18 protein-coding genes and 1 tRNA gene are annotated in these 18153 nt (G+C 67.8%); 7 read left to right on the plus strand and 12 right to left on the minus strand.

Translation table 11 applies throughout. The features are described 5' to 3' along the window. Positions 1–41: 41 nt before the first annotated feature. Positions 42–638: an HdeD family acid-resistance protein gene (locus ACZ5Y9_RS09530; RefSeq protein WP_247622488.1), complete on the minus strand. Its 597-nt coding sequence runs from the start codon at positions 636–638 to the stop codon at positions 42–44. A gap of 100 nt (positions 639–738) precedes the next feature. Here ACZ5Y9_RS09530 and ACZ5Y9_RS09535 point away from each other — a divergent pair, with 100 nt between their 5' ends. Genes ACZ5Y9_RS09535 through ACZ5Y9_RS09545 form a run of 3 tightly spaced genes read left to right on the plus strand, consistent with a single transcriptional unit; the run spans position 739 to position 4018 of the window. Beyond that, complete coding sequence (locus ACZ5Y9_RS09535) at positions 739–1215, plus strand: helix-turn-helix transcriptional regulator (RefSeq protein ID WP_464471210.1); 477 nt, start codon at positions 739–741, stop codon at positions 1213–1215. 5 nt (positions 1216–1220) lie between these two features. Further along, positions 1221–1631: a VOC family protein gene (locus ACZ5Y9_RS09540; protein ID WP_247622486.1), complete on the plus strand. Its 411-nt coding sequence runs from the start codon at positions 1221–1223 to the stop codon at positions 1629–1631. 29 nt (positions 1632–1660) lie between these two features. Next, a complete protein-coding gene (locus ACZ5Y9_RS09545; protein ID WP_464471211.1) occupies positions 1661–4018 on the plus strand; it encodes an ATP-binding cassette domain-containing protein in 2358 nt (785 codons plus the stop codon). A gap of 24 nt (positions 4019–4042) precedes the next feature. On the opposite strand, the gene ACZ5Y9_RS09550 is transcribed toward ACZ5Y9_RS09545, so the two are convergent. Continuing rightward, positions 4043–4891 carry a class I SAM-dependent methyltransferase gene (locus ACZ5Y9_RS09550; protein WP_464471212.1) on the minus strand — a complete coding sequence of 283 codons (849 nt, stop codon included), beginning with the start codon at positions 4889–4891 and terminating at the stop codon, positions 4043–4045. A 187-nt stretch (positions 4892–5078) separates the two neighbouring features. On the opposite strand from ACZ5Y9_RS09550, the gene ACZ5Y9_RS09555 reads away from it, so the two are divergent. Together ACZ5Y9_RS09555 and ACZ5Y9_RS09560 are read left to right on the plus strand one after the other, a co-directional pair. Continuing rightward, positions 5079–5561 carry a hypothetical protein gene (locus ACZ5Y9_RS09555; RefSeq protein WP_464471213.1) on the plus strand — a complete coding sequence of 161 codons (483 nt, stop codon included), beginning with the start codon at positions 5079–5081 and terminating at the stop codon, positions 5559–5561. 89 nt (positions 5562–5650) lie between these two features. Then, positions 5651–6979 (plus strand): MFS transporter, encoded by a 1329-nt coding sequence (locus ACZ5Y9_RS09560; RefSeq protein WP_464471214.1) that lies wholly within the window; start codon positions 5651–5653, stop codon positions 6977–6979. Positions 6980–7004: 25 nt separating this feature from the next. Here ACZ5Y9_RS09560 and ACZ5Y9_RS09565 read toward each other — a convergent pair whose 3' ends face one another. The 6 genes from ACZ5Y9_RS09565 to polA are packed head-to-tail and all read right to left on the minus strand — an operon-like array spanning position 7005 to position 14862. Next, complete coding sequence (locus tag ACZ5Y9_RS09565) at positions 7005–7823, minus strand: arginase family protein (protein WP_464471215.1); 819 nt, start codon at positions 7821–7823, stop codon at positions 7005–7007. A gap of 47 nt (positions 7824–7870) precedes the next feature. Next, the gene (locus ACZ5Y9_RS09570) at positions 7871–8620 is read right to left on the minus strand and encodes a formylglycine-generating enzyme family protein (RefSeq protein ID WP_464471216.1); all 750 of its coding nucleotides are present in this window, start codon (positions 8618–8620) and stop codon (positions 7871–7873) included. Then, entirely contained in the window at positions 8617–9372 is a 756-nt protein-coding gene (locus tag ACZ5Y9_RS09575; protein WP_247622479.1) for an SGNH/GDSL hydrolase family protein, read from the minus strand. Before ACZ5Y9_RS09575 ends, ACZ5Y9_RS09570 begins: the two co-directional genes overlap by 4 nt. A 53-nt stretch (positions 9373–9425) precedes the next feature. After that, the gene (locus ACZ5Y9_RS09580; protein WP_247632215.1) at positions 9426–10460 is read right to left on the minus strand and encodes an LLM class flavin-dependent oxidoreductase; all 1035 of its coding nucleotides are present in this window, start codon (positions 10458–10460) and stop codon (positions 9426–9428) included. Positions 10461–10514: 54 nt separating this feature from the next. Further along, positions 10515–12191 carry a DUF885 domain-containing protein gene (locus ACZ5Y9_RS09585; RefSeq protein WP_464471217.1) on the minus strand — a complete coding sequence of 559 codons (1677 nt, stop codon included), beginning with the start codon at positions 12189–12191 and terminating at the stop codon, positions 10515–10517. Positions 12192–12228: 37 nt separating this feature from the next. After that, complete coding sequence (polA, locus tag ACZ5Y9_RS09590) at positions 12229–14862, minus strand: DNA polymerase I (RefSeq protein ID WP_464471218.1); 2634 nt, start codon at positions 14860–14862, stop codon at positions 12229–12231. A gap of 45 nt (positions 14863–14907) precedes the next feature. Between polA and ACZ5Y9_RS09595 the strand changes: the two genes are divergently transcribed. Then, on the plus strand, positions 14908–15336 hold the full coding sequence (locus ACZ5Y9_RS09595) for a hotdog fold thioesterase (protein ID WP_247632212.1): 429 nt from the start codon (positions 14908–14910) through the stop codon (positions 15334–15336). On the opposite strand, the gene ACZ5Y9_RS09600 is transcribed toward ACZ5Y9_RS09595, so the two are convergent. Continuing rightward, positions 15311–15874 (minus strand): GNAT family N-acetyltransferase, encoded by a 564-nt coding sequence (locus ACZ5Y9_RS09600; RefSeq protein WP_464471219.1) that lies wholly within the window; start codon positions 15872–15874, stop codon positions 15311–15313. The two genes, ACZ5Y9_RS09595 and ACZ5Y9_RS09600, sit on opposite strands and share 26 nt — an antisense overlap. Further along, the gene (locus ACZ5Y9_RS09605) at positions 15874–16491 is read right to left on the minus strand and encodes an ANTAR domain-containing response regulator (protein ID WP_247622473.1); all 618 of its coding nucleotides are present in this window, start codon (positions 16489–16491) and stop codon (positions 15874–15876) included. The genes ACZ5Y9_RS09600 and ACZ5Y9_RS09605 overlap by 1 nt, the downstream gene beginning before the upstream one ends. Before the next feature lie 99 nt (positions 16492–16590). Here ACZ5Y9_RS09605 and ACZ5Y9_RS09610 point away from each other — a divergent pair. After that, positions 16591–16673: transfer RNA gene (locus ACZ5Y9_RS09610), tRNA-Leu, on the plus strand. A 15-nt stretch (positions 16674–16688) separates the two neighbouring features. On the opposite strand, the gene ACZ5Y9_RS09615 is transcribed toward ACZ5Y9_RS09610, so the two are convergent. Together ACZ5Y9_RS09615 and ACZ5Y9_RS09620 are read right to left on the minus strand one after the other, a co-directional pair. Continuing rightward, entirely contained in the window at positions 16689–17141 is a 453-nt protein-coding gene (locus ACZ5Y9_RS09615; RefSeq protein ID WP_464471220.1) for an alpha/beta hydrolase, read from the minus strand. A gap of 212 nt (positions 17142–17353) precedes the next feature. Further along, positions 17354–18142, minus strand: coding sequence for an alpha/beta fold hydrolase (locus ACZ5Y9_RS09620; protein WP_464471221.1), 789 nt, complete (start codon positions 18140–18142; stop codon positions 17354–17356). Positions 18143–18153: the final 11 nt, after the last annotated feature.

Consider the following 18153-nt stretch of genomic DNA (forward strand, 5'->3'; position numbering starts at 1 on the left):
TGCTCCACCTCGGAGCACGGGGCCGATCTGCAGTGCGGATGTCAGTGCGCGGCGTCCTCCTGGACGGCGGCCGTGAACTCCTTGGCGTCCTTTCCGAGCGTGATGGCCCGGACGATCTGCACGATGCCGAGCGCGACGAGCGAGATGCCGAGGATCAGCCAGAAAGCGAACCCGGCCACGAGCGGCGAGAACAGCACGATGATCCCGGCCACGATGCTGAGGAGCGCGTACAGGAGGGTCCACACGCGCGAGCCGTCCTGACCGAGCAGGCTCAGGGCCACCACGCCGTCGACGATCCAGCTGATGCCGATGAAGATGACGACGACGAAGGCGAGAGCAGCCGCGGCCGCGCCGAGGTTCGCGAAGGCGATGATGCCGGCGACGATGTAGAGCAGGCCGAGGAGGATGTGCCCGACGCGCGACCAGCCGCCGCGGGCGCCCGAGAAGATGCCGAGGCCGATGTAGACGAGACCCGCGACGACGAGGTAGGCGGCGAAGATCGCCGTGACGACGACGGCGGACTTCACGGGCCAGACCAGCAGCACGATGCCGGCGATGAGGGCGAGGACGCCCGAGACGGCGAGCGTGATGCGGATCGACTTGAACAGCGATTTCGCTTCGGAGAGTGGTGCGGACATGGGGGACCCTTTCTGAGAGAATCCTGTGTGGATGACCTCAGAGTAGCGCCGTCCATCCTCGCCGTGGGGCTCATCTCGTGAGGGGACGTCGCGCAGGGTCATGCGCCGATGCGGGGCGTCATGGCAGGATCTACACGTGACTCCCGACGTGGATGCTCGCCTGCGCGAGCTGGTGTCGATGCGTAAGGTGCGGGACCGCATCGACCGCGACTACGCGAAGCTTCTCGACGTGGAGGCTCTCGCTGCCGGGGTGCACCTGTCTGTCGGGCACCTCAGCCGCCGGTTCCGGGAGACCTACGGCGAGTCTCCGTACTCGTATCTCATGACGCGCCGGATCGAGCGGGCGATGGCTCTGCTCCGGCGCGGGGACCGTTCGGTCACCGAGGTGTGCTTCGAAGTCGGCTGCTCGTCGCTGGGCACGTTCAGCAGTCGTTTCACGGAGCTGGTGGGTGTCCCACCCAGCGTGTACCGTGAACGCGCCGCCCACGTCGACGGGATCCCCGTCTTCCAGGCCAAGCAGGTCACCCGGCCGATCAGGAATCGAGAAGCGCCGCCCCGCGACGCCCACCTAGCGTGAACACCATGAAGATCAGCATCCACTACGCCTTCCTCCCGCACACAGACGCCGACGCGGCTCTCGCCTTCTATCGCGACGCCCTCGGCTTCGAGGTGCGCAACGACGTCGGATACGACGGCATGCGCTGGCTCACCGTCGGTCCCGCGAACCAGCCGGAGACCTCGATCGTGCTCCACCCGCCGGCGACCGACCCCGGTCTGACCGACGACGAGCGCCGCACGGTGCTCGAGCTCATCGCGAAGGGCAGCTACGGGGCGCTCACGCTCGCCAGCGACGACCTCGACGCCCTCTTCGAGCGGCTCGTCGAGAGCGGCGCCGACGTCGTGCAGGAGCCGATGGATCAGCCGTACGGCGTGCGCGACTGCGCCTTCCGCGACCCCTCGGGCAACCTGCTCCGTATCAACCAAGCCGGCTGAGAGATCAGCCTCGTCTCCGAAGGATGCCGATGACCACCGTCGACCACCCCGCTGACAGCCACGACCTCATCCGCGTTCAGGGTGCACGTGAGAACAACCTCAAGGACGTCAGCGTCGACATCCCGAAAAGACGGCTGAGCGTCTTCACCGGCGTTTCGGGATCGGGCAAGAGCTCGCTCGTCTTCGACACCATCGCCGCGGAGTCCCGCCGGATGATCGACGAGACCTACAGTGCCTTCGTCCAGGGGTTCATGCCCTCGGTTCCACGGCCGGACGTCGATGTGCTCGAAGGTCTGACGACGGCGATCATCGTCGATCAGGAGCGTCTGGGGGCGAACCCGCGCTCGACGGTGGGCACCGTGACCGATGCGAACGCGATGCTGCGCATCCTCTTCAGCAAGCTCGGCACCCCCTACATCGGCGGACCGACCGCCTTCTCCTTCAACATCCCCACGCAGCGCGCGAGCGGGGTGATGACCGGCCCCGGCGGTGAGAAGAAGATCGTGAAGGACGCGATCTACCTCGGTGGCATGTGCCCGCGGTGCGAGGGCAGGGGAGCGGTGTCCGACCTCGACCTCGCGCAGATCGTCGACGAGTCCAAGTCCCTCGACGAGGGCGCCATCATGGTGCCGGGGTACACGGCGGACGGCTGGATGGTGAAGGGGTTCTCGCAGTCCGGGTTCTATCCCGGTGACAAGCCCATCGCCCAGTTCTCCGAGAAGCAGCGCCAGCTGTTCCTCTACGGAGAGGTGACGAAGGTCAAGATCGCCGGGATCAACATGACCTACGAGGGACTGATCCCGAAGATCACCAAGTCGATGCTGTCGAAGGACCTCGATGCCCTGCAGCCGCACGTCCGTGCGTTCGTCGAGAGGGTCGCCACCTTCGCGGAGTGCCCGGAATGCGATGGGACCCGTCTGACGGAGGGGGCGCGGTCGTCGAAGATCGACGGCATCAGCATCGCGGATGCCTGCCGCATGCAGGTCACGGATCTCGCTGGATGGGTGCGCGGGCTCGACCTCCAGGGCGCGGGACCGCTGCTCGAAGCCCTGAGCGCGAACCTCGACGCCTTCGTCACCCTCGGGCTCGGGTATCTGAGTCTGGAGCGCCCGTCGGGCACGCTGTCCGGGGGAGAGGCGCAGCGCATCAAGATGCTCCGCCACCTCGGCTCGTCGCTGACCGACGTGACCTACGTGTTCGACGAGCCGACGATCGGCCTGCATCCGCACGACATCCAGCGGATGAACGGCCTGCTACTCAAACTGCGCGACAAGGGCAACACTGTGCTCGTGGTCGAGCACAAGCCCGAGACGATCGTGATCGCCGACCACGTCGTCGATCTCGGCCCGGGCGCGGGCAGCGCCGGCGGCGAGATCTGCTTCCAGGGCACGGTCGACGGGCTCAAGAGCAGCGGGACGCGTACGGGGGAGCACCTCGACGACCGCGCCGTGCTCAAGGACGCGGTGCGCGCGGCGGACGGGGCGATCGAGGTGCGCGGTGCGACCGCGAACAACCTCCAGAACGTGGACGTCGATATCCCCACGGGCATCCTGACGGTCGTCACGGGTGTCGCCGGCTCCGGGAAGAGCTCACTGATCCACGGCTCCGTCTCGAAACTCGATGGAGTCGTGGCGATCGACCAGGGTGCGATCAAGGGTTCGCGTCGGAGCAATCCCGCCACCTACACCGGGCTGCTCGAGCCGATCCGCAAGGCGTTCGCGAAGGCCAATGGCGTCAAGCCGGCGCTGTTCAGCGCGAACTCCGAAGGTGCGTGCCCGACCTGCAAGGGCGCCGGTGTCATCATCACCGAGCTCGGCTTCATGGACACGATCGAGACACCGTGCGAGGACTGCGGGGGAAAGCGCTTCCAGGCCGCGGTTCTCGAGTACAAACTGGCGGGCAAGGACATCACCGAGGTGCTCGACCTGCCGGTGTCCGAAGCGCGGGTGTTCTTCTCGGAGGGTGACGCCAAGATCCCCGCGGTGACGGCGATCCTCGGCCGGCTGGACGACGTCGGTCTCGGGTATCTCTCGCTCGGACAGCCGCTCTCGACCCTGTCCGGCGGTGAGCGTCAGCGCATCAAGCTGGCGATCCAGATGGGGGAGAAGGGCGACGTCTACGTGCTCGATGAGCCGACGACCGGTCTCCACCTCGCTGATGTGCAGAAGATCCTCGGGCTCCTCGACCGTCTCGTCGAGTCGGGCAAGACCGTGATCGTGATCGAGCACCACCAGGCGGTGATGGCTCACGCGGACTGGATCCTCGACATCGGTCCCGGCGCCGGGCACGACGGCGGCCGTGTGGTGTTCGAAGGCACGCCCGCGGATCTCGTGGCAGAACGCTCGACGCTCACCGGCGAGCATCTCGCGGCCTACGTCGGGGTGTGATCCCCGACAAGCGGAACCGATATATCAGTCCCGTCGAGCGATGATCGTGTAGGTGCAGGGGAGCAGATCGCGCTGGGCTTCCGGCCATGCGTATCCTCCGGGCACCTCCACCATCCGCGGGCTGAATCGCCAGGGGAGTGTGCGGCCTTCATCGACGTGCACGATGCGCAGGCCCGCACCGAGAAGGGCGCCCAGGATCTCAGCGAGCGAGTGCGGCCACTCGTAGGTGCGCGTGTGCGACACGGTGCCGTCACCTGCGTAGGTGCTCGCGTCGTCCCAGACCTGCGCCGTCCCGTCGCCGAAGTACCGATAGCGCGCGGTGAGCGTCTCCGCGTCCTCGTCGAGCGCGTACAGCGCAGGATGCCCGTCGCGGATGAAGAACGTCCCGCCGGGGCGCAACAGCTCATGGATCTGCTGGGCCCAACGGTCCAGATCGGAGAGCCAGCAGATCGTCCCGATGCTCGTGTAGACGACATCGAAGTCACCGGAGACCGCGGCCCGGGCATCGAGCACGTCGGTTTCGACCCACTCGGCGTCGACGCCGTGCTCCTCGGCGAAGGCTCGTGCGGTCTCCAGGGCCGGCGCCGAGAAGTCGACGCCGGTGACTCGTCGCGCACCGGCGCGCGCCAGCGAAACGGTGTCGGTGCCGATGTGGCACTGCAGGTGGCACACGTCGAGCCCGACGATGGATCGTGCGGGCAGGAAACGTTCGAGCACCGTGACGTCGTGGCGGATGACATCGCTGAGGTGCTCGGGGTCGTCGAACGACTCGCGCTCGTACGACACCGCGTGCAGCGGCACGCGGTCGTCCCAGTTCTCACGATTGGCCTCGCGCGCCGCCGACCAGTCGATCTCCACGTGTTCGCCGTTCATGGGGATCAGCCTAGCGAAGCGGATTCCGTTATAACCGATAATGCACATTATGTCAGGTCAACCCAGGATCGAGGGATGGCGACTTCTCCCCGTCGTGGAGAAGGACGCGCGCCGTACGTGTGTGGTTGACTGGCTCGCGGTTCACATTCGTATGCCGATGCGTCCGCTCATTCCACGGGGGAAGAAGATGAAACGTCAGATCGCAGCCTGGACTATCGCCGTCGTCGCGCTTCTCGGAATCACCGGATGCTCGGGCGCGCCCGGTGCCGAGTCCTCAAGCGGTCAGGCAACCGTCGACGAGAGTTCGGCTCCCGTTGAGCGGGACTTCGCACAGTCGGTGGCGGACGCGTGTGCATCCGTGCGCACTCAAGTTTCTGGAGTGGCTTCTGAGCTGTCTGGGCTGGATATGAGTGCCGCTATGGCTGACCCGGAAGGCACAGTTACGAAGATCACGGAGACCGTTGACGCCTTCGCGGCGGCTACGGAGTCCATCGGTAACCAGGAAGTCGGGAACGCGGTCTCCGCGCTTCGTACCGATCTCGCCTCTCTCCGAGACTTGCTCAAGCGCGTCCTCGTTGACAAGGATGCGTCTGCGGCCGCCGAGGTGACATCGCTCTCCTCCGATGTTCAGGAGTCCATGCAGGTGCTCGCGACGCTCTGCGCCGGCTGAGCACCCAGATCCTCGGGGCCCGGCGAGCGATTGCGCGCCGGGCCCCGTCGTCTGCGTCGAGGCCGCGGCGACGCGAGTAGCGTGGAAGGGTGACGCACGCTCCCCTCTCCCCCGTCTCGAACCCCGGGTGGCGAGCCTGGCTGATCTGGTCGGTGGGCGTCGCGGCCTACGTCGTCGCCATCACGAACCGCACGTCGTTGGGCGCCGTCGGCGTCGACGCGGCCGATCGTTTCCAGGCGGATGCCTCGACCCTCGCGCTCTTCGCGGTCGTGCAGCTCGCGGTGTACGGGGGTATGCAGATCCCGATCGGTGTACTGCTCGACCGGTACGGCTCGCGTCCGATCATCACGATCGGGATGTTCCTGATGGCGGCGGGTCAGTTGGTGATGGCCTTCTCCCCCAGCATCGGCATCGCGATCTTCGCCCGTGTGCTGCTGGGTGCCGGAGATGCGGCCGTCTTCCCCGCGGTGCTCCGATTGGTCGCGGTGTGGTTCCCCGCCCAACGCGGTCCCGTGATGGTGCAGTTCACGGGCATCATCGGACAGGCGGGGCAACTGGTGGCGCTCGTCCCTCTGGCCGCTCTCCTGCACGCCACGAGCTGGACGATCACATTCGGGAGTATCGCCGGGCTGGGCGTGCTCTTCACGATCCTCGTCGCTCTGGTCATCCGCAACCGCCCCGCCGAGCAGGACACCGATGTGACGGTGAACACCGACACCGGAGTGGTGCGCGTGGTGACCTCGGCGATCGACACCGGTGTCGGCATCCGCGCCGCTTGGGCGCACCCGGGAACGAGGCTCGCGTTCTGGTCGCACTTCACGACTCCGTTCGCGGGTACGGCGTTCATCCTGCTCTGGGGAATGCCGTTCCTCACTGCCGCGCAAGGTCTCACGGCGGCACATGCCGCGGGACTCATATCCGTATATGTCGTTGCCGGCATGATCTTCGGTCCGATCATCGGAGACCTCTCACGCCGACTCCCGAACCATCGGTCCCTCGCCCTCGTGCTCCCCGCGGTGGGACTGCAACTGATCGCGTGGTGCGCGGTGATCGCATTGCCCGAGGCCGCACCGATCTGGTTGCTCTACGCTCTCGCGATCGCTCTCGCGACCGGTGGCCCGGCGTCGATGATTGCCTTCGACCACGCCCGCACTCATAACCCCTCGCACCGACTGAGCACCGCCACAGGCGTCACGAACGCGGGAGGTTTCATCGCCGCGCTCATCGCGATCTTCCTGATCGGACTGCTGCTCGACCTCCAGGGCGCGGGCACGCCCGAGACCTACTCTCTCGACGCGTTCCGCATTGCCTTCCTCGCGCCGATCCCGCTCTGGATCATCGGGTGCGTGTTCATCGTGATCGAGCGCAAGCGCACGCGGGTCCGGATGGGACTCGACCCGGAGCGACGTCGCCGCTAGACGCGTCGCCTCTGAACGGTCGACCTCAGACTGCGCGGAGCAGCGGGAGGACGGTCTCGAGGATGAGCTCGACGCTCACGTGTTCGGGTACCTCGGCGTCACCGGCCTCGAACTCGGCGAGTTCGATCCCGCGGACGGAGCCCGCGGGGAGCGCCGCGAAGATCGCCGCGATCTGGTGCGGCAGCATGCCCTCCCCCACTCGGTAGGCAGCGGGGATGTATCCCGGCTCGAGCACGTCCCAATCGACGTGGATCCAGACGGGCCGGCCGTCGATGAGCTCGAGAACGCGCTCGGGCGTGCTGTCGGCGGGGGCGAGAACGCGCACTCCGGCGCCGGCGAGGAGTTCGCCTTCGGCCGGATCGATGTCACGGCCGCCGACGACGATCACCTGCGTCGGGTCGATCCCCGCGCCGTGTCCGCTGTCCCACAGTCCGCAAGCCGCGGCGAGCACCATGCCGCCGAGATAACCGGAATCGGTCGTGTCGGGCGTGTTGAAGTCGCCGTGCGCATCGATCCAGAGCGCGACGGCATCCGGGTGCCTCTCCGCGACGGTCGGGAGGGTGCCGAGGCTCGCGGCGCACGTGTTGGTCGCGAGCAGCGGTACGGTTCCGGCGTCGATGGCGCCGGCGACCGCGTCGCGCAGGCCGTGCAGCGTGTCCTTCGCTTCGGGAAGCGCCGTGCTCCAGTCGTCGGTGCGGGAGGGACTCAACGTGCCGATCGTCGTCGCAGGGGTCCGGAGCAGCGTAGACAGTGCATCGCCGACGCGACGTGCGCCCACGAGTGCGCCGTCCGTGCGGTCCGCCACGCGGCCCTGGGAGACGATGAGAGAGAACGCTGCAGGCATCCCCCCACTCTCCCACGCGGCGCGGATGGGGGCCAAAACCGTCCCCGTCACCGCTTTCGTGGCGTCCATCCCGACGGCGAGGTACCGTCCTGCAGCGCCCGCTCGCGGTCGACCGCGTCGGACCAGCCCTGCGCAGCTCCGTCGCCATCGAAGCCGCCGCGCGCGACGCGCATCCCCACATCGGGGTGATGCATCCGAGGGGCTCCCCCGCGGCGGACCGAGGCGCGCACACTCCAGGCGTCGTCGGCGAAGCCGCCCCCGCGGAACGTGCGGTACTCGTCGTAGCGTGCGGGGTCGAGCAGGTCCCAGCACCACTCCCACACGTTGCCGAGGGTGTCGAACAAGCCGTACAGGTTCGGGATCTTGCCGCCGACCGGTTGCGGGGTCGTCACGCCATCGGCGGCTGTCCAGGCGGCATCCGCGAGCGGCGCGTAGTGGGGGCCGACGGACCCCGCCCGGCACGCGAACTCCCACTCCGCCTCCGTGGGCAGCCGGAACCCCTCGGACGAGACGTCCCAGCTGACGTCCTCCCCGTCGAACAGATAGGCGTGCTCGAGCCCTTCCCACTCCGAGAGCGCGTTGCAGAAGTGCACGGCCCGCAGCCAGCTGATGTCGGTCGCCGGTCGGCGGGGATGCGGAGCGGCCCCGTCCAGGACCTCGGCCATCTGCTCCTGGGTCACCGGGTAGACACCGATCTCGAAGGGCTCGAGATCCACCGGACGCTGCGTCTTCGTGCGCGCATCCTGCAGCACGATCGAACCCCCGGGGATGCGGCGCAGTTCGATGTCGCTCGTCACCCCGGAGTCCGCTCGGTCCACACCGGGTACTTCGCGGTCCGGCCATCGCCCGACGACGTGCGCGTGACCCGACGCCGGACCCAGGGGCCGACGTGCTGTCGGTAGTAGGCGAGCCCGCTCGGTCCCGCTCCCCCGCGCTCGCTCGGTGCCCACCAGGTCTCGGGCGGTTCGTACCCCAGCGCATGCAGCACGCGCGCTGCGACCCGATGATGGCCCGCGGCATTCATGTGCAGGCGGTCCTCGGACCAGTACGCGCTCTGCGCGAGTTCCCGATCGGGCCAGTTCAGGGCGCGCACCACGTCGGGGCGATCGGCGACGCGTCGCAGCACCGCCTCGGAGAGCTGATCTCCGCGGCGCTGGATCAGGGACCCCATCGGAAGCTGTCCACTGGGGTTCGCGCCGGAGAGCAGGATCATCGTGACGCCCTCCTCGTCGCATCGGCGGAGAACGCGGCTGAACGCGTCGGCGATGTGCTCGAGGTCGGTGCGCGGTCGGAGCATGTCGTTGCCGCCGCCGTTGAACGACAGATGCGTGGGACGCAGCGCCAGAGCGGGTTCGAGCTGCTGCTCGACGATCGGCCACGCGAGTTTGCCGCGGATCGCGAGATTCGCGTACTGGATCGGATGCCCCGCCGCATCGGCCCATCCCTGGGCGGCGATGTCGGCCCACCCGCGCTCTCGGCCGTCGGGAAGAACATCGCCGACCCCCTCGGTGAAGGAGTCCCCGATCGCCACGAAACGCACGTCTGCCATCGGACAAGCCTATTCCTGCGGGACCGGACCCCGTACCGATCCCGCAGGCCCGATCAGGCGCGCTTGTCGAGCAGAGCGCGCACGCGCGGGATGACCTCGCTGCCGTAGAGCTCGATGCTGCGCATCATCGCCTCGTGCGAGAGCGTTCCGGTGGCGTACTTCAGGTCGAATCGGCCCAGCCCGAGGGTGGTGATCGTGTCTGCGATCTTCGCGGCCACCCGGTCGGGAGAACCGGCGTAGATCGCCCCCTCCGGCCCGATGTCGTTCTGGAAGCGGGCACGGCTGTATGCGGGCCAGCCGCGTTCCTTGCCGATCGTGTTGTTCATCGCCTCGAAGCCCGAGTACGCGGCGTCCCATGCCTCCGCATCGGTGTCGGCGATGTGGCCGGGCGAATGAACGGCGATCGGGTGCTTCGTCGTTCCGAAGGAGTCGACCGAGCGGTGATACAGATCGACGAACGGCCGGAATCGCGCGGCAGGACCGCCGATGATGGCGAGCATGAGACCGAGTCCGTGGCGTGCGACGCGCACCACGGACTCCGGGCTGCCGCCCACGCCCACCCAGGTCCGCAGACCCTTCTCCGTCTTCGGGAACACATCCGCGTTCTCGAGCGACGCGCGCATGGACCCGGACCAGGTCACCGGCTGCTCCTTCAGGAGCTCGACGAAAAGCTCGAGCTTCTGCTCGAACAGTGCGTCGTAGTCGCGGAGGTCGAAACCGAACAGCGGGAAGGACTCGATGAACGAGCCGCGACCGAGCACGACCTCCGCGCGACCGTTCGACACGGCATCGAGGGTCGAGAACCGCTCGAACACGCGCACGGGGTCGTCGGACGACAGAACCGTGACCGCCGTGCCGAGGCGGATGTTCTCGGTGCGCGCGGCGATCGCCGAGAGCACCATCTCGGGAGCCGACACCGCGAACTCCTTGCGGTGGTGCTCCCCCACCCCGAAGAAGTCGACGCCCACGGCATCCGCCATCTCTGCCTGCGCGATGACGTTGCGGATCGTCTGGGCGCCGCTGAGGAGGGTGCCCTCGGCGTCGCGGGTGATGTCGCCGAACGTGTCCAGTCCGAATTCGATGCTCATGTCATGCCTTCCTATTCAGGTGAATGAACATCGCCGGAGCATCGGACATTCCCGTCATCGCGGAAGCAGCACACCACGCAGGGTGTCGAGACCGACGCCGCCCAGGTCCAACGCACGCTTGTGGAATGCCTTGAACGAGAAGTCCTCGCCCTCCTGCTGCTGAACGGCCTCGCGCACCTGCTCCCAGATGCGCTGTCCGACCTTGTACGACGGAGCCTGCCCCGGCCAGCCCAGGTACCTGTTGACCTCGAACTGCACGAACTGGTCGGACATGTTGACGTTCTGGCGCATGAACTCGAGCGCGTAGTCGGCATCCCACACGCCCGTTCCGTCGAGACGCGGCTTACCGAGGTGCACGCCGATGTCGAGCACGACACGTGCCGCACGCATGCGCTGACCATCGAGCATCCCCAGGCGGTCGGCCGGGTCGTCGAGGTAGCCGAGCTGCTCCATCAGGCGCTCGGCGTAGAGCGCCCATCCCTCGGCGTGACCCGAGGTGCCGGCGAGCAGACGGCGCCAGGAGTTGAGCTCGGAACGGTTGTAGACGGCCTGCGCGATCTGCAGGTGATGCCCCGGCACACCCTCGTGGTACACGGTGGTGAGCTCGCGCCAGGTGTCGAACTCCGTCACACCCTCCGGAACGGACCACCACATGCGTCCGGGGCGCGAGAAGTCGTCGGTGGGTCCCGTGTAGTAGATCCCGCCCTCCTGGGTCGGCGCGATCATGCACTCGATCGTGCGGATCGCCTCGGGGATGTCGAAGTGCGAGGCGGCGAGTTCGGCGACGGCGCGGTCGCTCGTCTCCTGCATCCAGCGCTGCAGCGCATCGGTGCCGACCAGCTTGCGCGCGGTATCGGCCTCGAGATGCGCCACGGCTTCTTCGACGGTGGATCCCGGCAGGATCTCGTTCGCGATCGCCGTCTGCTCGGCGACCATCCGGGCGAGTTCCTCGCGTCCCCACTCGTAGGTCTCGTCGAGGTCGATCGTGGCTCCGAGGAATCGGCGCGAGTTGAGCGCGTAGAGCTCGCGACCGACCGCGTCGACCTCGGTGGCCTCGGGCACGAGTTCCTCGGCGAGGAACCGTCGCAGTTCGCCGTATGCGACGCGGGCGGCGGCCGAGTTGTCGGCCAGGGTGCGCGCGAGGGATGCCGGAAGCTGGCCGCTCTCGGGCGTGGCATCGGCCACGAAAGCGGCGAAGAAGCCGTCATCAGCCGTGTACCGGTCGATCTGGGTCGCCACCTCGACGACCTGTCGGCGGGCCGGCGTCACTCCGCGCGCGATGCCCTCGCGCAGTGTCTCGGTGTAGCCGCGCAGCGCGTCGGGCACCGCGGCGAGGCGCGTGGCGATCACCGACCAGTCGTCGGCGGATGCCGTGGGCATGAGGTCGAAAGCCGAACGCACGTCCTGCGCCGGAGAAGCGATGACGTTGAGGTCGCGCAGATGCCAATTCGCCTCGTGCAGTTCCAGCTCGAGACGCAGCTCGGCGCTGAGGTCGGCCTTCGTGACCTCGTCGATCGTGTCGACCGGCTCGAGGGCCGTGAGCGCGTCGAGCGTCTGCCGTGTGGCCGCTGCGATCGCCTCGTGGCCGGCCGGACTCAGATCGCCGAAGCGGTCGTTGACCTCGTCGCGCCCGATGTAGGTGCCGAGCGTCGGAGCCAGCTCGACCAGAGTGTCGACCCAGTCCTCGGCGACCTTGTCGATGGCGGTGGGAGTGCGCGGGATGGAAGTCATGCGATCCACACTAATCCTCGGACGCCGCCGCCCGTGGTCAGTGTGCGGCCTCGTTCCAGTCGTGCCCGCGACCCACCTGCACGTCGAGCGGCACCGACAGATCCGCGGCGTCGCCCATGCGCGTGCGCACGATGCGCTCGGCGGCATCCCACTCCCCCGGGGCGACCTCGAGCACGAGCTCGTCGTGGATCTGCAGCAGCACCCGCGAGCGGAGCCCTTCGCGGCGGATGTCGTCGTGGATGTGGAACAGCGCGATCTTCATGATGTCGGCGGCGCTGCCCTGGATCGGGGCGTTCAGCGCCGCGCGCTCGGCGTTCTCCCGCAGCACGCGGTTCGGGCTGGCGAGGTCGGGGAACGGGCGACGGCGTCCGAAGATCGTCTCGGTGTAGCCGACCTCCTTGGCCGCGAGAACGGAGGCGCGCAGGTAGTCACGCACGGCGCCGAAGCGCGCGAAGTACTCGATCATGAGCTGCTTCGCCTCGGACTGCTCGATACGCAGCTGCTTCGAGAGGCCGAACGCCGAGAGGCCGTAGACCAGGCCGTACGACATCGCCTTGACCTTGGTGCGCATCGCGGCGGTGACATCGCCCGGCTCGACCCCGAACACCCGAGCGCCGACGAACCGGTGGAGGTCCTCTCCGCTGTTGAAGGCTTCGATCAGGCCCTCATCGCCCGACAGATGCGCCATGATGCGCATCTCGATCTGGGAGTAGTCGGCCGTGAGCAGCGCTTCGTAGCCGTCGCCGACCTGGAACGCGCTGCGGATGCGCCGCGATTCCTCTGTGCGCACCGGGATGTTCTGCAGATTCGGGTCGGTGCTCGAGAGCCGCCCGGTCTGGCTTCCGGTCTGCACGTAGGTCGTGTGGATGCGCGCGTCGTCGCCGATCGCCGTGTCGAGCGACTCGATGATCTGACGCAGCTTGGTGGCCTCGCGGTGCTGCAGCAGCAGGTTGAGGAACGGGTGCGGGTTCGACTCCTGCAGGTCGGCGAGCACGGCGGCATCCGTCGAGTAGCCCGTCTTCGTCTTGCGCGTTTTGGGCAGCTGGAGATCTTCGAAGAGAACCTCCTGCAGTTGCTTGGGCGAGCCGAGGTTGAACTCGCGGCCGACGATGCCGAACGCCTCCTGAGCGATGCCCTCGGCGCGGGTCGCGAGTTCGCCGGAGAACGTCGACAGCACCTCGTGGGAGACCGCGACCCCGGCCAGTTCCATGTCGGCCAGCGCGAGCAGCGTGGGCAGCTCGATGTCGGTCAGCACGGCGGCCACCGACTCGGGGATGTCGTCGCGCAGCGCGGTCGCGACGCGCAGTGCGAACCACGCCTCCTGCGCGGGAGTCGCCCCCTCGGTCTCGGGCACGAGTTGAGACGGGTCGGCCTCGGGGAGCTTCTCGCCGAGGTAGCGCTCGACCAGGTCGCCGAGAGTCTTGTCGGGGAAGCTCGGGCGCAGGAGCCAGCCGGCGAGGCTCGTGTCGTACGCGAGGCCGCCGAGGCGGATGCCTGCTCGGTTCAGCGCCTTCAGCTGACCCTTGGCGTCGTGCAGGACCTTGGGACGATCGGACTCGAGCCAGGAGCGCAGCTCGTCGGCCGCGGCATCCGTCCAATCGGTCTCGCGAAGCTCGGAGTCGGAAGCGACCCCCAGACGCACCGGAAGCCCGCTCTGCGTGAGCACACGGAGTGAGAGCTCGCCCTGCACGGCTTCCGCCCACGTCGCGAGTTCGCCAGCCACCACCTGCTGCGGAACCGGCAGCTCGACCACCGCGGCCGGGTCTTCGGCGACCTCGCCGGCGCCGACGGCTTCGAACACGCGCGGCAGCAGTGTGCGGAACTCGAGGCGCGCGAAGATGTCGCGCACGGCCTGCGCGTCGATGGGAGCGACTGCCAGATCGTCGGGTGAGACGGGGAGCTCGACGTCGGTGAGCAGACGGTTGAGCTTGCGATTGCGGCGCACGTCGTCGATGTGATCGCGCAGGTTCCCTCCCACGACACCCTTGATCTCCTCGGCACGAGCGAGCAGATCGTCGAGCGACCCGAACTGTGTCAACCACTTCACGGCGGTCTTCTCGCCCACCTTGGGCACGCCAGGCAGATTGTCGCTGGTCTCGCCCACGAGCGCGGCGATGTCGGGGTACTGCTCGGGACGTACGCCGTAGCGCTCCTGCACGGTCACCGGGTCGTATCGCTTGAGCTGCGACACGCCCTGCACCGACGGGTACAGTAGCGTGACGTCGTCGTTCACGAGCTGGATGGTGTCGCGATCGCCGGAGACGACGAGCACCTGATAGCCCTGCTCCGCACCCTGCGACGACAGGGTGGCGAGGATGTCGTCGGCCTCGATGCCCTCTTTCGTGAGCACCGGGATCGACATCGCCGCGAGGCAGTCCTGCAGCAGCGGGATCTGACCGCGGAACTCCTGCGGCGTCTCGGACCGCGTCGCCTTGTACTCGGGGTACTCATCGGTGCGGAACGAGTGCCGCGAGGTGTCGAACGCGATCGCCATGTGCGTCGGCTGCTCGGCCTTGATCAGGTTCACCAGCATCGACAGGAACCCGTAGATCGCGTTCGTGTGCTGGCTGTCCTTGGTCGTGAAGTTCTCGACCGGCAGCGCGAAGAAGGCGCGATAGGCGAGCGAATGGCCGTCGACGACCATGAGGGTAGGCTTTGCGGAGTCCGTCACCCTGTCAGCCTAACGAGGACCACGGACACGCGCTGAGGAGGATGCATGAGCGACGTCGCGACGAGCGAAGGACTCGAGTGGGCCACGGCCCGTGGAATGGGCGCCCTGGCCGAGAAGATGGGCATCGAGTTCACCGAGTTCAGCATCGAGCGCTCGGTCGGCACGATGCCGGTCGAGGGCAACACCCAGCCGGTGGGCCTTCTGCACGGCGGCGCCTACGTGGTGCTCGGCGAGTCACTGGGGTCGATGGCGGCCAATCTGCACGCGGGCCCCGGGCGGCTGGCGGTCGGTGTCGACATCAACGCCACGCACACGCGTTCCGCGACCTCGGGGATCGTGACCGGGGTGTGCACGCCGATCCATCTCGGACGCAGCATCGCGGTGCACGAGATCGTGGTGACCGACGATCAGGGACGGCGCTGCTCGACCATCCGCATCACCAACATGATCAAGGACGCCCCGAAGGCTCGGTGATCCCCTCATCCAGCAGCCGCTGGAAGAGGACGTGGTCCTGCCACTCCCCCGCGATCTCCAGATAGCGCGGGGCGATGCCGATGCGGGTGAAGCCGTTCGCGGCGAGTACCCGCTGGGAGGCGGCGTTGTGCAGCAGCGTCGCCGCCTGCACGCGGTGCAGTCCCAGGGAATCGCGCGCGTGACGGAGCACTGCGGCGACCGCGCGCGTCGCGAGTCCGCGTCTCGTCGAGTCCGCGGCGATCCAGTAGCCCAGATCCCCGCTGAGGAACGGCCCGCGCACGATGCCGTTGAGGTTCATCCTGCCGACGATCCGGTCGTCGGGTGCCGCCACCACGAATCGGATGCTGCGTCCCGTCTGCGCTTCGGCGACGGTGCGGTGTACGTCCCGCTCCTGCCACTCCTCCGTGAAGAACTCCTCTGTGCGAGCGGGTTCCCAGGGAGCGAGGTGGGCACGATCGGCCGCGTACGCGCGCGCCAGAGCAGCGCCGTCGCCCGTGCGGACCGGACGGAGGGTGTGCTCGGGGTCGAGCCGGAACACTACTTCTTCGGAGCGAGCTGCTCGATGATCGCCTTGGCGACGTCCTGCATCGTGAGACGACGATCCATCGACGCCTTCTGGATCCAGCGGAACGCCTCGGGCTCGCTGAGCCCCATCTTCTCGTTCAGCAGGCCCTTGGCGCGATCGACGAGCTTGCGGGTCTCGAAGCGCTCGACCATGTCGGCGACCTCGGCCTCGAGCGTGATGATCTGCTCATGACGCGCCAGTGCGATCTCGATCGCCGGCAGCAGGTCGTTCGGCGTGAACGGCTTGACCACGTAGGCCAGAGCGCCGGCCTCGCTCGCGCGCTCGACGAGTTCCTTCTGGCTGAAGGCGGTCAGCAGCACGACCGGGGCGATGTTGCCCTTGTGCAGCTTCTCGGCGGCGCTGATGCCGTCGAGCTGAGGCATCTTGACGTCCATGATGACGAGGTCGGGACGCAGTTCGGTCGCGAGCGCGACAGCGGTCTCGCCGTCGCCGGCCTCTCCCACCACGTCGAAGCCGTTGTCGCGGAGGATCTCGACGATGTCGAGACGGATCAGCGATTCGTCCTCGGCGACGACGACGCGTCGGGGTGCGGATGACGTGGGCTGTTCAGCCAGTTCTTGCTCGGTCACGTACCCATCCTACTGGAGTGCGTCTCCGCCACGGCCGTGCGCGTCGGCACGGCGTCGGGACGGCTGCTTCTGCGCTACAGTCGTAGTCGCGATACACGGGCCGGCGTGGCGGAATGGCAGACGCGGAGCACTCAAAATGCTTTGTCCGAAAGGGCGTGTGGGTTCGAGTCCCACCGCCGGCACACAGACAGATCGACTCATCCCGCCATGAGTTCGAGTTCCTCGACGACCCGCGGATCGGCGAGGATCCGGAAGTGCCCTCCGGTGTCGAGTCGGACGTTCTTGGCGCCCGGCAGCTCGCTCCCCTCAGGGATGTGCGGGTCGAATCCCGCATAGATCGAAACGATCCGCGCGTTCGCATCGACACTGCGGGAGAGCGCGACGATGCCCGGATCCTCGGGCGAGAACGCGCGCAGGGTGCGCGAGGGGATCCGCCTCGCGTAGCGCGAACCGCGGAACGGCGTCGCGACCGCGAGCATCGCTCGAACGCGAGCGCCCTCCCGCCCGGTCATCACCATCTTCCCGGCAAGTCCCCCTTTGCTATGGGCGACGAGGATCACGTCACGCAGATCGTTCTCGTCCAGATAGTCCTCGACGAGCGCCGCCATCTCTGCGACCGGACGCTGGCTGCGCTCCAGCGTCTCGAGCACGTGAACCCTGTGCCCTCGGTCGTTGAGTCGAGCGACCAGCGGCTCCAGGAATCGCCACGTCTCATAGACACCGGGGAGTATGACCAACGGTGCACGCTCCCCCTCGGCGTAGGCCTCCGCGCTGCTCCGACTCAGGAAAGCGCGCGCCTGCCAGTACCCTGCGTAGGCGTAATCGGCCGCCCACCAGGCTGCCTTGCGGATCGCGCAGACCGTCATCGCTCCCCGTCATCGCTCGCGAGCGCGCGGGCGCGAGCAACGCCGGCGTGGTCGAGGATCGCTGAGCACACCGCCCGCGGTTCCGAGCGATGCACCACGTGACGACCGCCGGGGATCTCGACGAGATGCGAGACGACGGCTCGATCACGCAGGCGGCGGCACCACGCCGACCCGGCGATGGGATCGTTCAGGCCTCGGATCACCAGCACCGGCATGAGAAGCCCTCCGACGACGTCCTCCAGCGCGTACCGCAACATGTGCCGCGCCTGTGCGAGGTACCACGGCACCCCGCACCGCAGGTAGTCCGCGAAGACGAGGGCGTTCGTCGCGGGGCTCTCCCCCGCGGTGTCGACCGCCAGCGCGAACGCCTGGGCAGGGAGCGAACGGTGCTCGTCGTCCGCGACCGGGCCGATCAGCACCAGGGAACGGACGAGATGCGGCGCGAGGTGGGCGACCTCTGCAGCCCATTGCGCGCCCATCGAGTGCCCCACGAGGATCACGGGGCCGCCACAGACGATCGGGAGGAGCTGTATCAGCAGCCGGGCCATCCGACCGATGTCGACGTCCTCTCGGGGTTTCGGCAACCCGCCGAACCCCGGCAGATCCACCGCCACGACGCGGGCTTCCGCGGACAGCATCCGCAGAAGGCGTCGATGGTACCGGTGCGACATGCCGATGCCGTGCACCAACACCACGGTCGGGACCTGCGGGTGGTGCCGGGTCGTACCCGTGACGACTCCGAAGACGGTTCCGTCGACAACGAGACGGCGACGGCGGAGATCCATGTTCGCACGCT

It is taken from the genome of Microbacterium sp. T3-8 (genome assembly GCF_055398145.1).

Coding starts and splice junctions, on each gene's coding strand:
- ACZ5Y9_RS09530 (WP_247622488.1), bottom strand. CDS start 638: ATGTCCGCACCACTCTCCGAAGCGAAATCGCTGTTCAAGTCGATCCGC.
- ACZ5Y9_RS09535 (WP_464471210.1), top strand. CDS start 739: ATGCGCCGATGCGGGGCGTCATGGCAGGATCTACACGTGACTCCCGAC.
- ACZ5Y9_RS09540 (WP_247622486.1), top strand. CDS start 1,221: ATGAAGATCAGCATCCACTACGCCTTCCTCCCGCACACAGACGCCGAC.
- ACZ5Y9_RS09545 (WP_464471211.1), top strand. CDS start 1,661: ATGACCACCGTCGACCACCCCGCTGACAGCCACGACCTCATCCGCGTT.
- ACZ5Y9_RS09550 (WP_464471212.1), bottom strand. CDS start 4,891: ATGAACGGCGAACACGTGGAGATCGACTGGTCGGCGGCGCGCGAGGCC.
- ACZ5Y9_RS09555 (WP_464471213.1), top strand. CDS start 5,079: ATGAAACGTCAGATCGCAGCCTGGACTATCGCCGTCGTCGCGCTTCTC.
- ACZ5Y9_RS09565 (WP_464471215.1), bottom strand. CDS start 7,823: ATGCCTGCAGCGTTCTCTCTCATCGTCTCCCAGGGCCGCGTGGCGGAC.
- ACZ5Y9_RS09575 (WP_247622479.1), bottom strand. CDS start 9,372: ATGGCAGACGTGCGTTTCGTGGCGATCGGGGACTCCTTCACCGAGGGG.
- ACZ5Y9_RS09580 (WP_247632215.1), bottom strand. CDS start 10,460: ATGAGCATCGAATTCGGACTGGACACGTTCGGCGACATCACCCGCGAC.
- ACZ5Y9_RS09585 (WP_464471217.1), bottom strand. CDS start 12,191: ATGACTTCCATCCCGCGCACTCCCACCGCCATCGACAAGGTCGCCGAG.
- ACZ5Y9_RS09595 (WP_247632212.1), top strand. CDS start 14,908: ATGAGCGACGTCGCGACGAGCGAAGGACTCGAGTGGGCCACGGCCCGT.
- ACZ5Y9_RS09620 (WP_464471221.1), bottom strand. CDS start 18,142: ATGGATCTCCGCCGTCGCCGTCTCGTTGTCGACGGAACCGTCTTCGGA.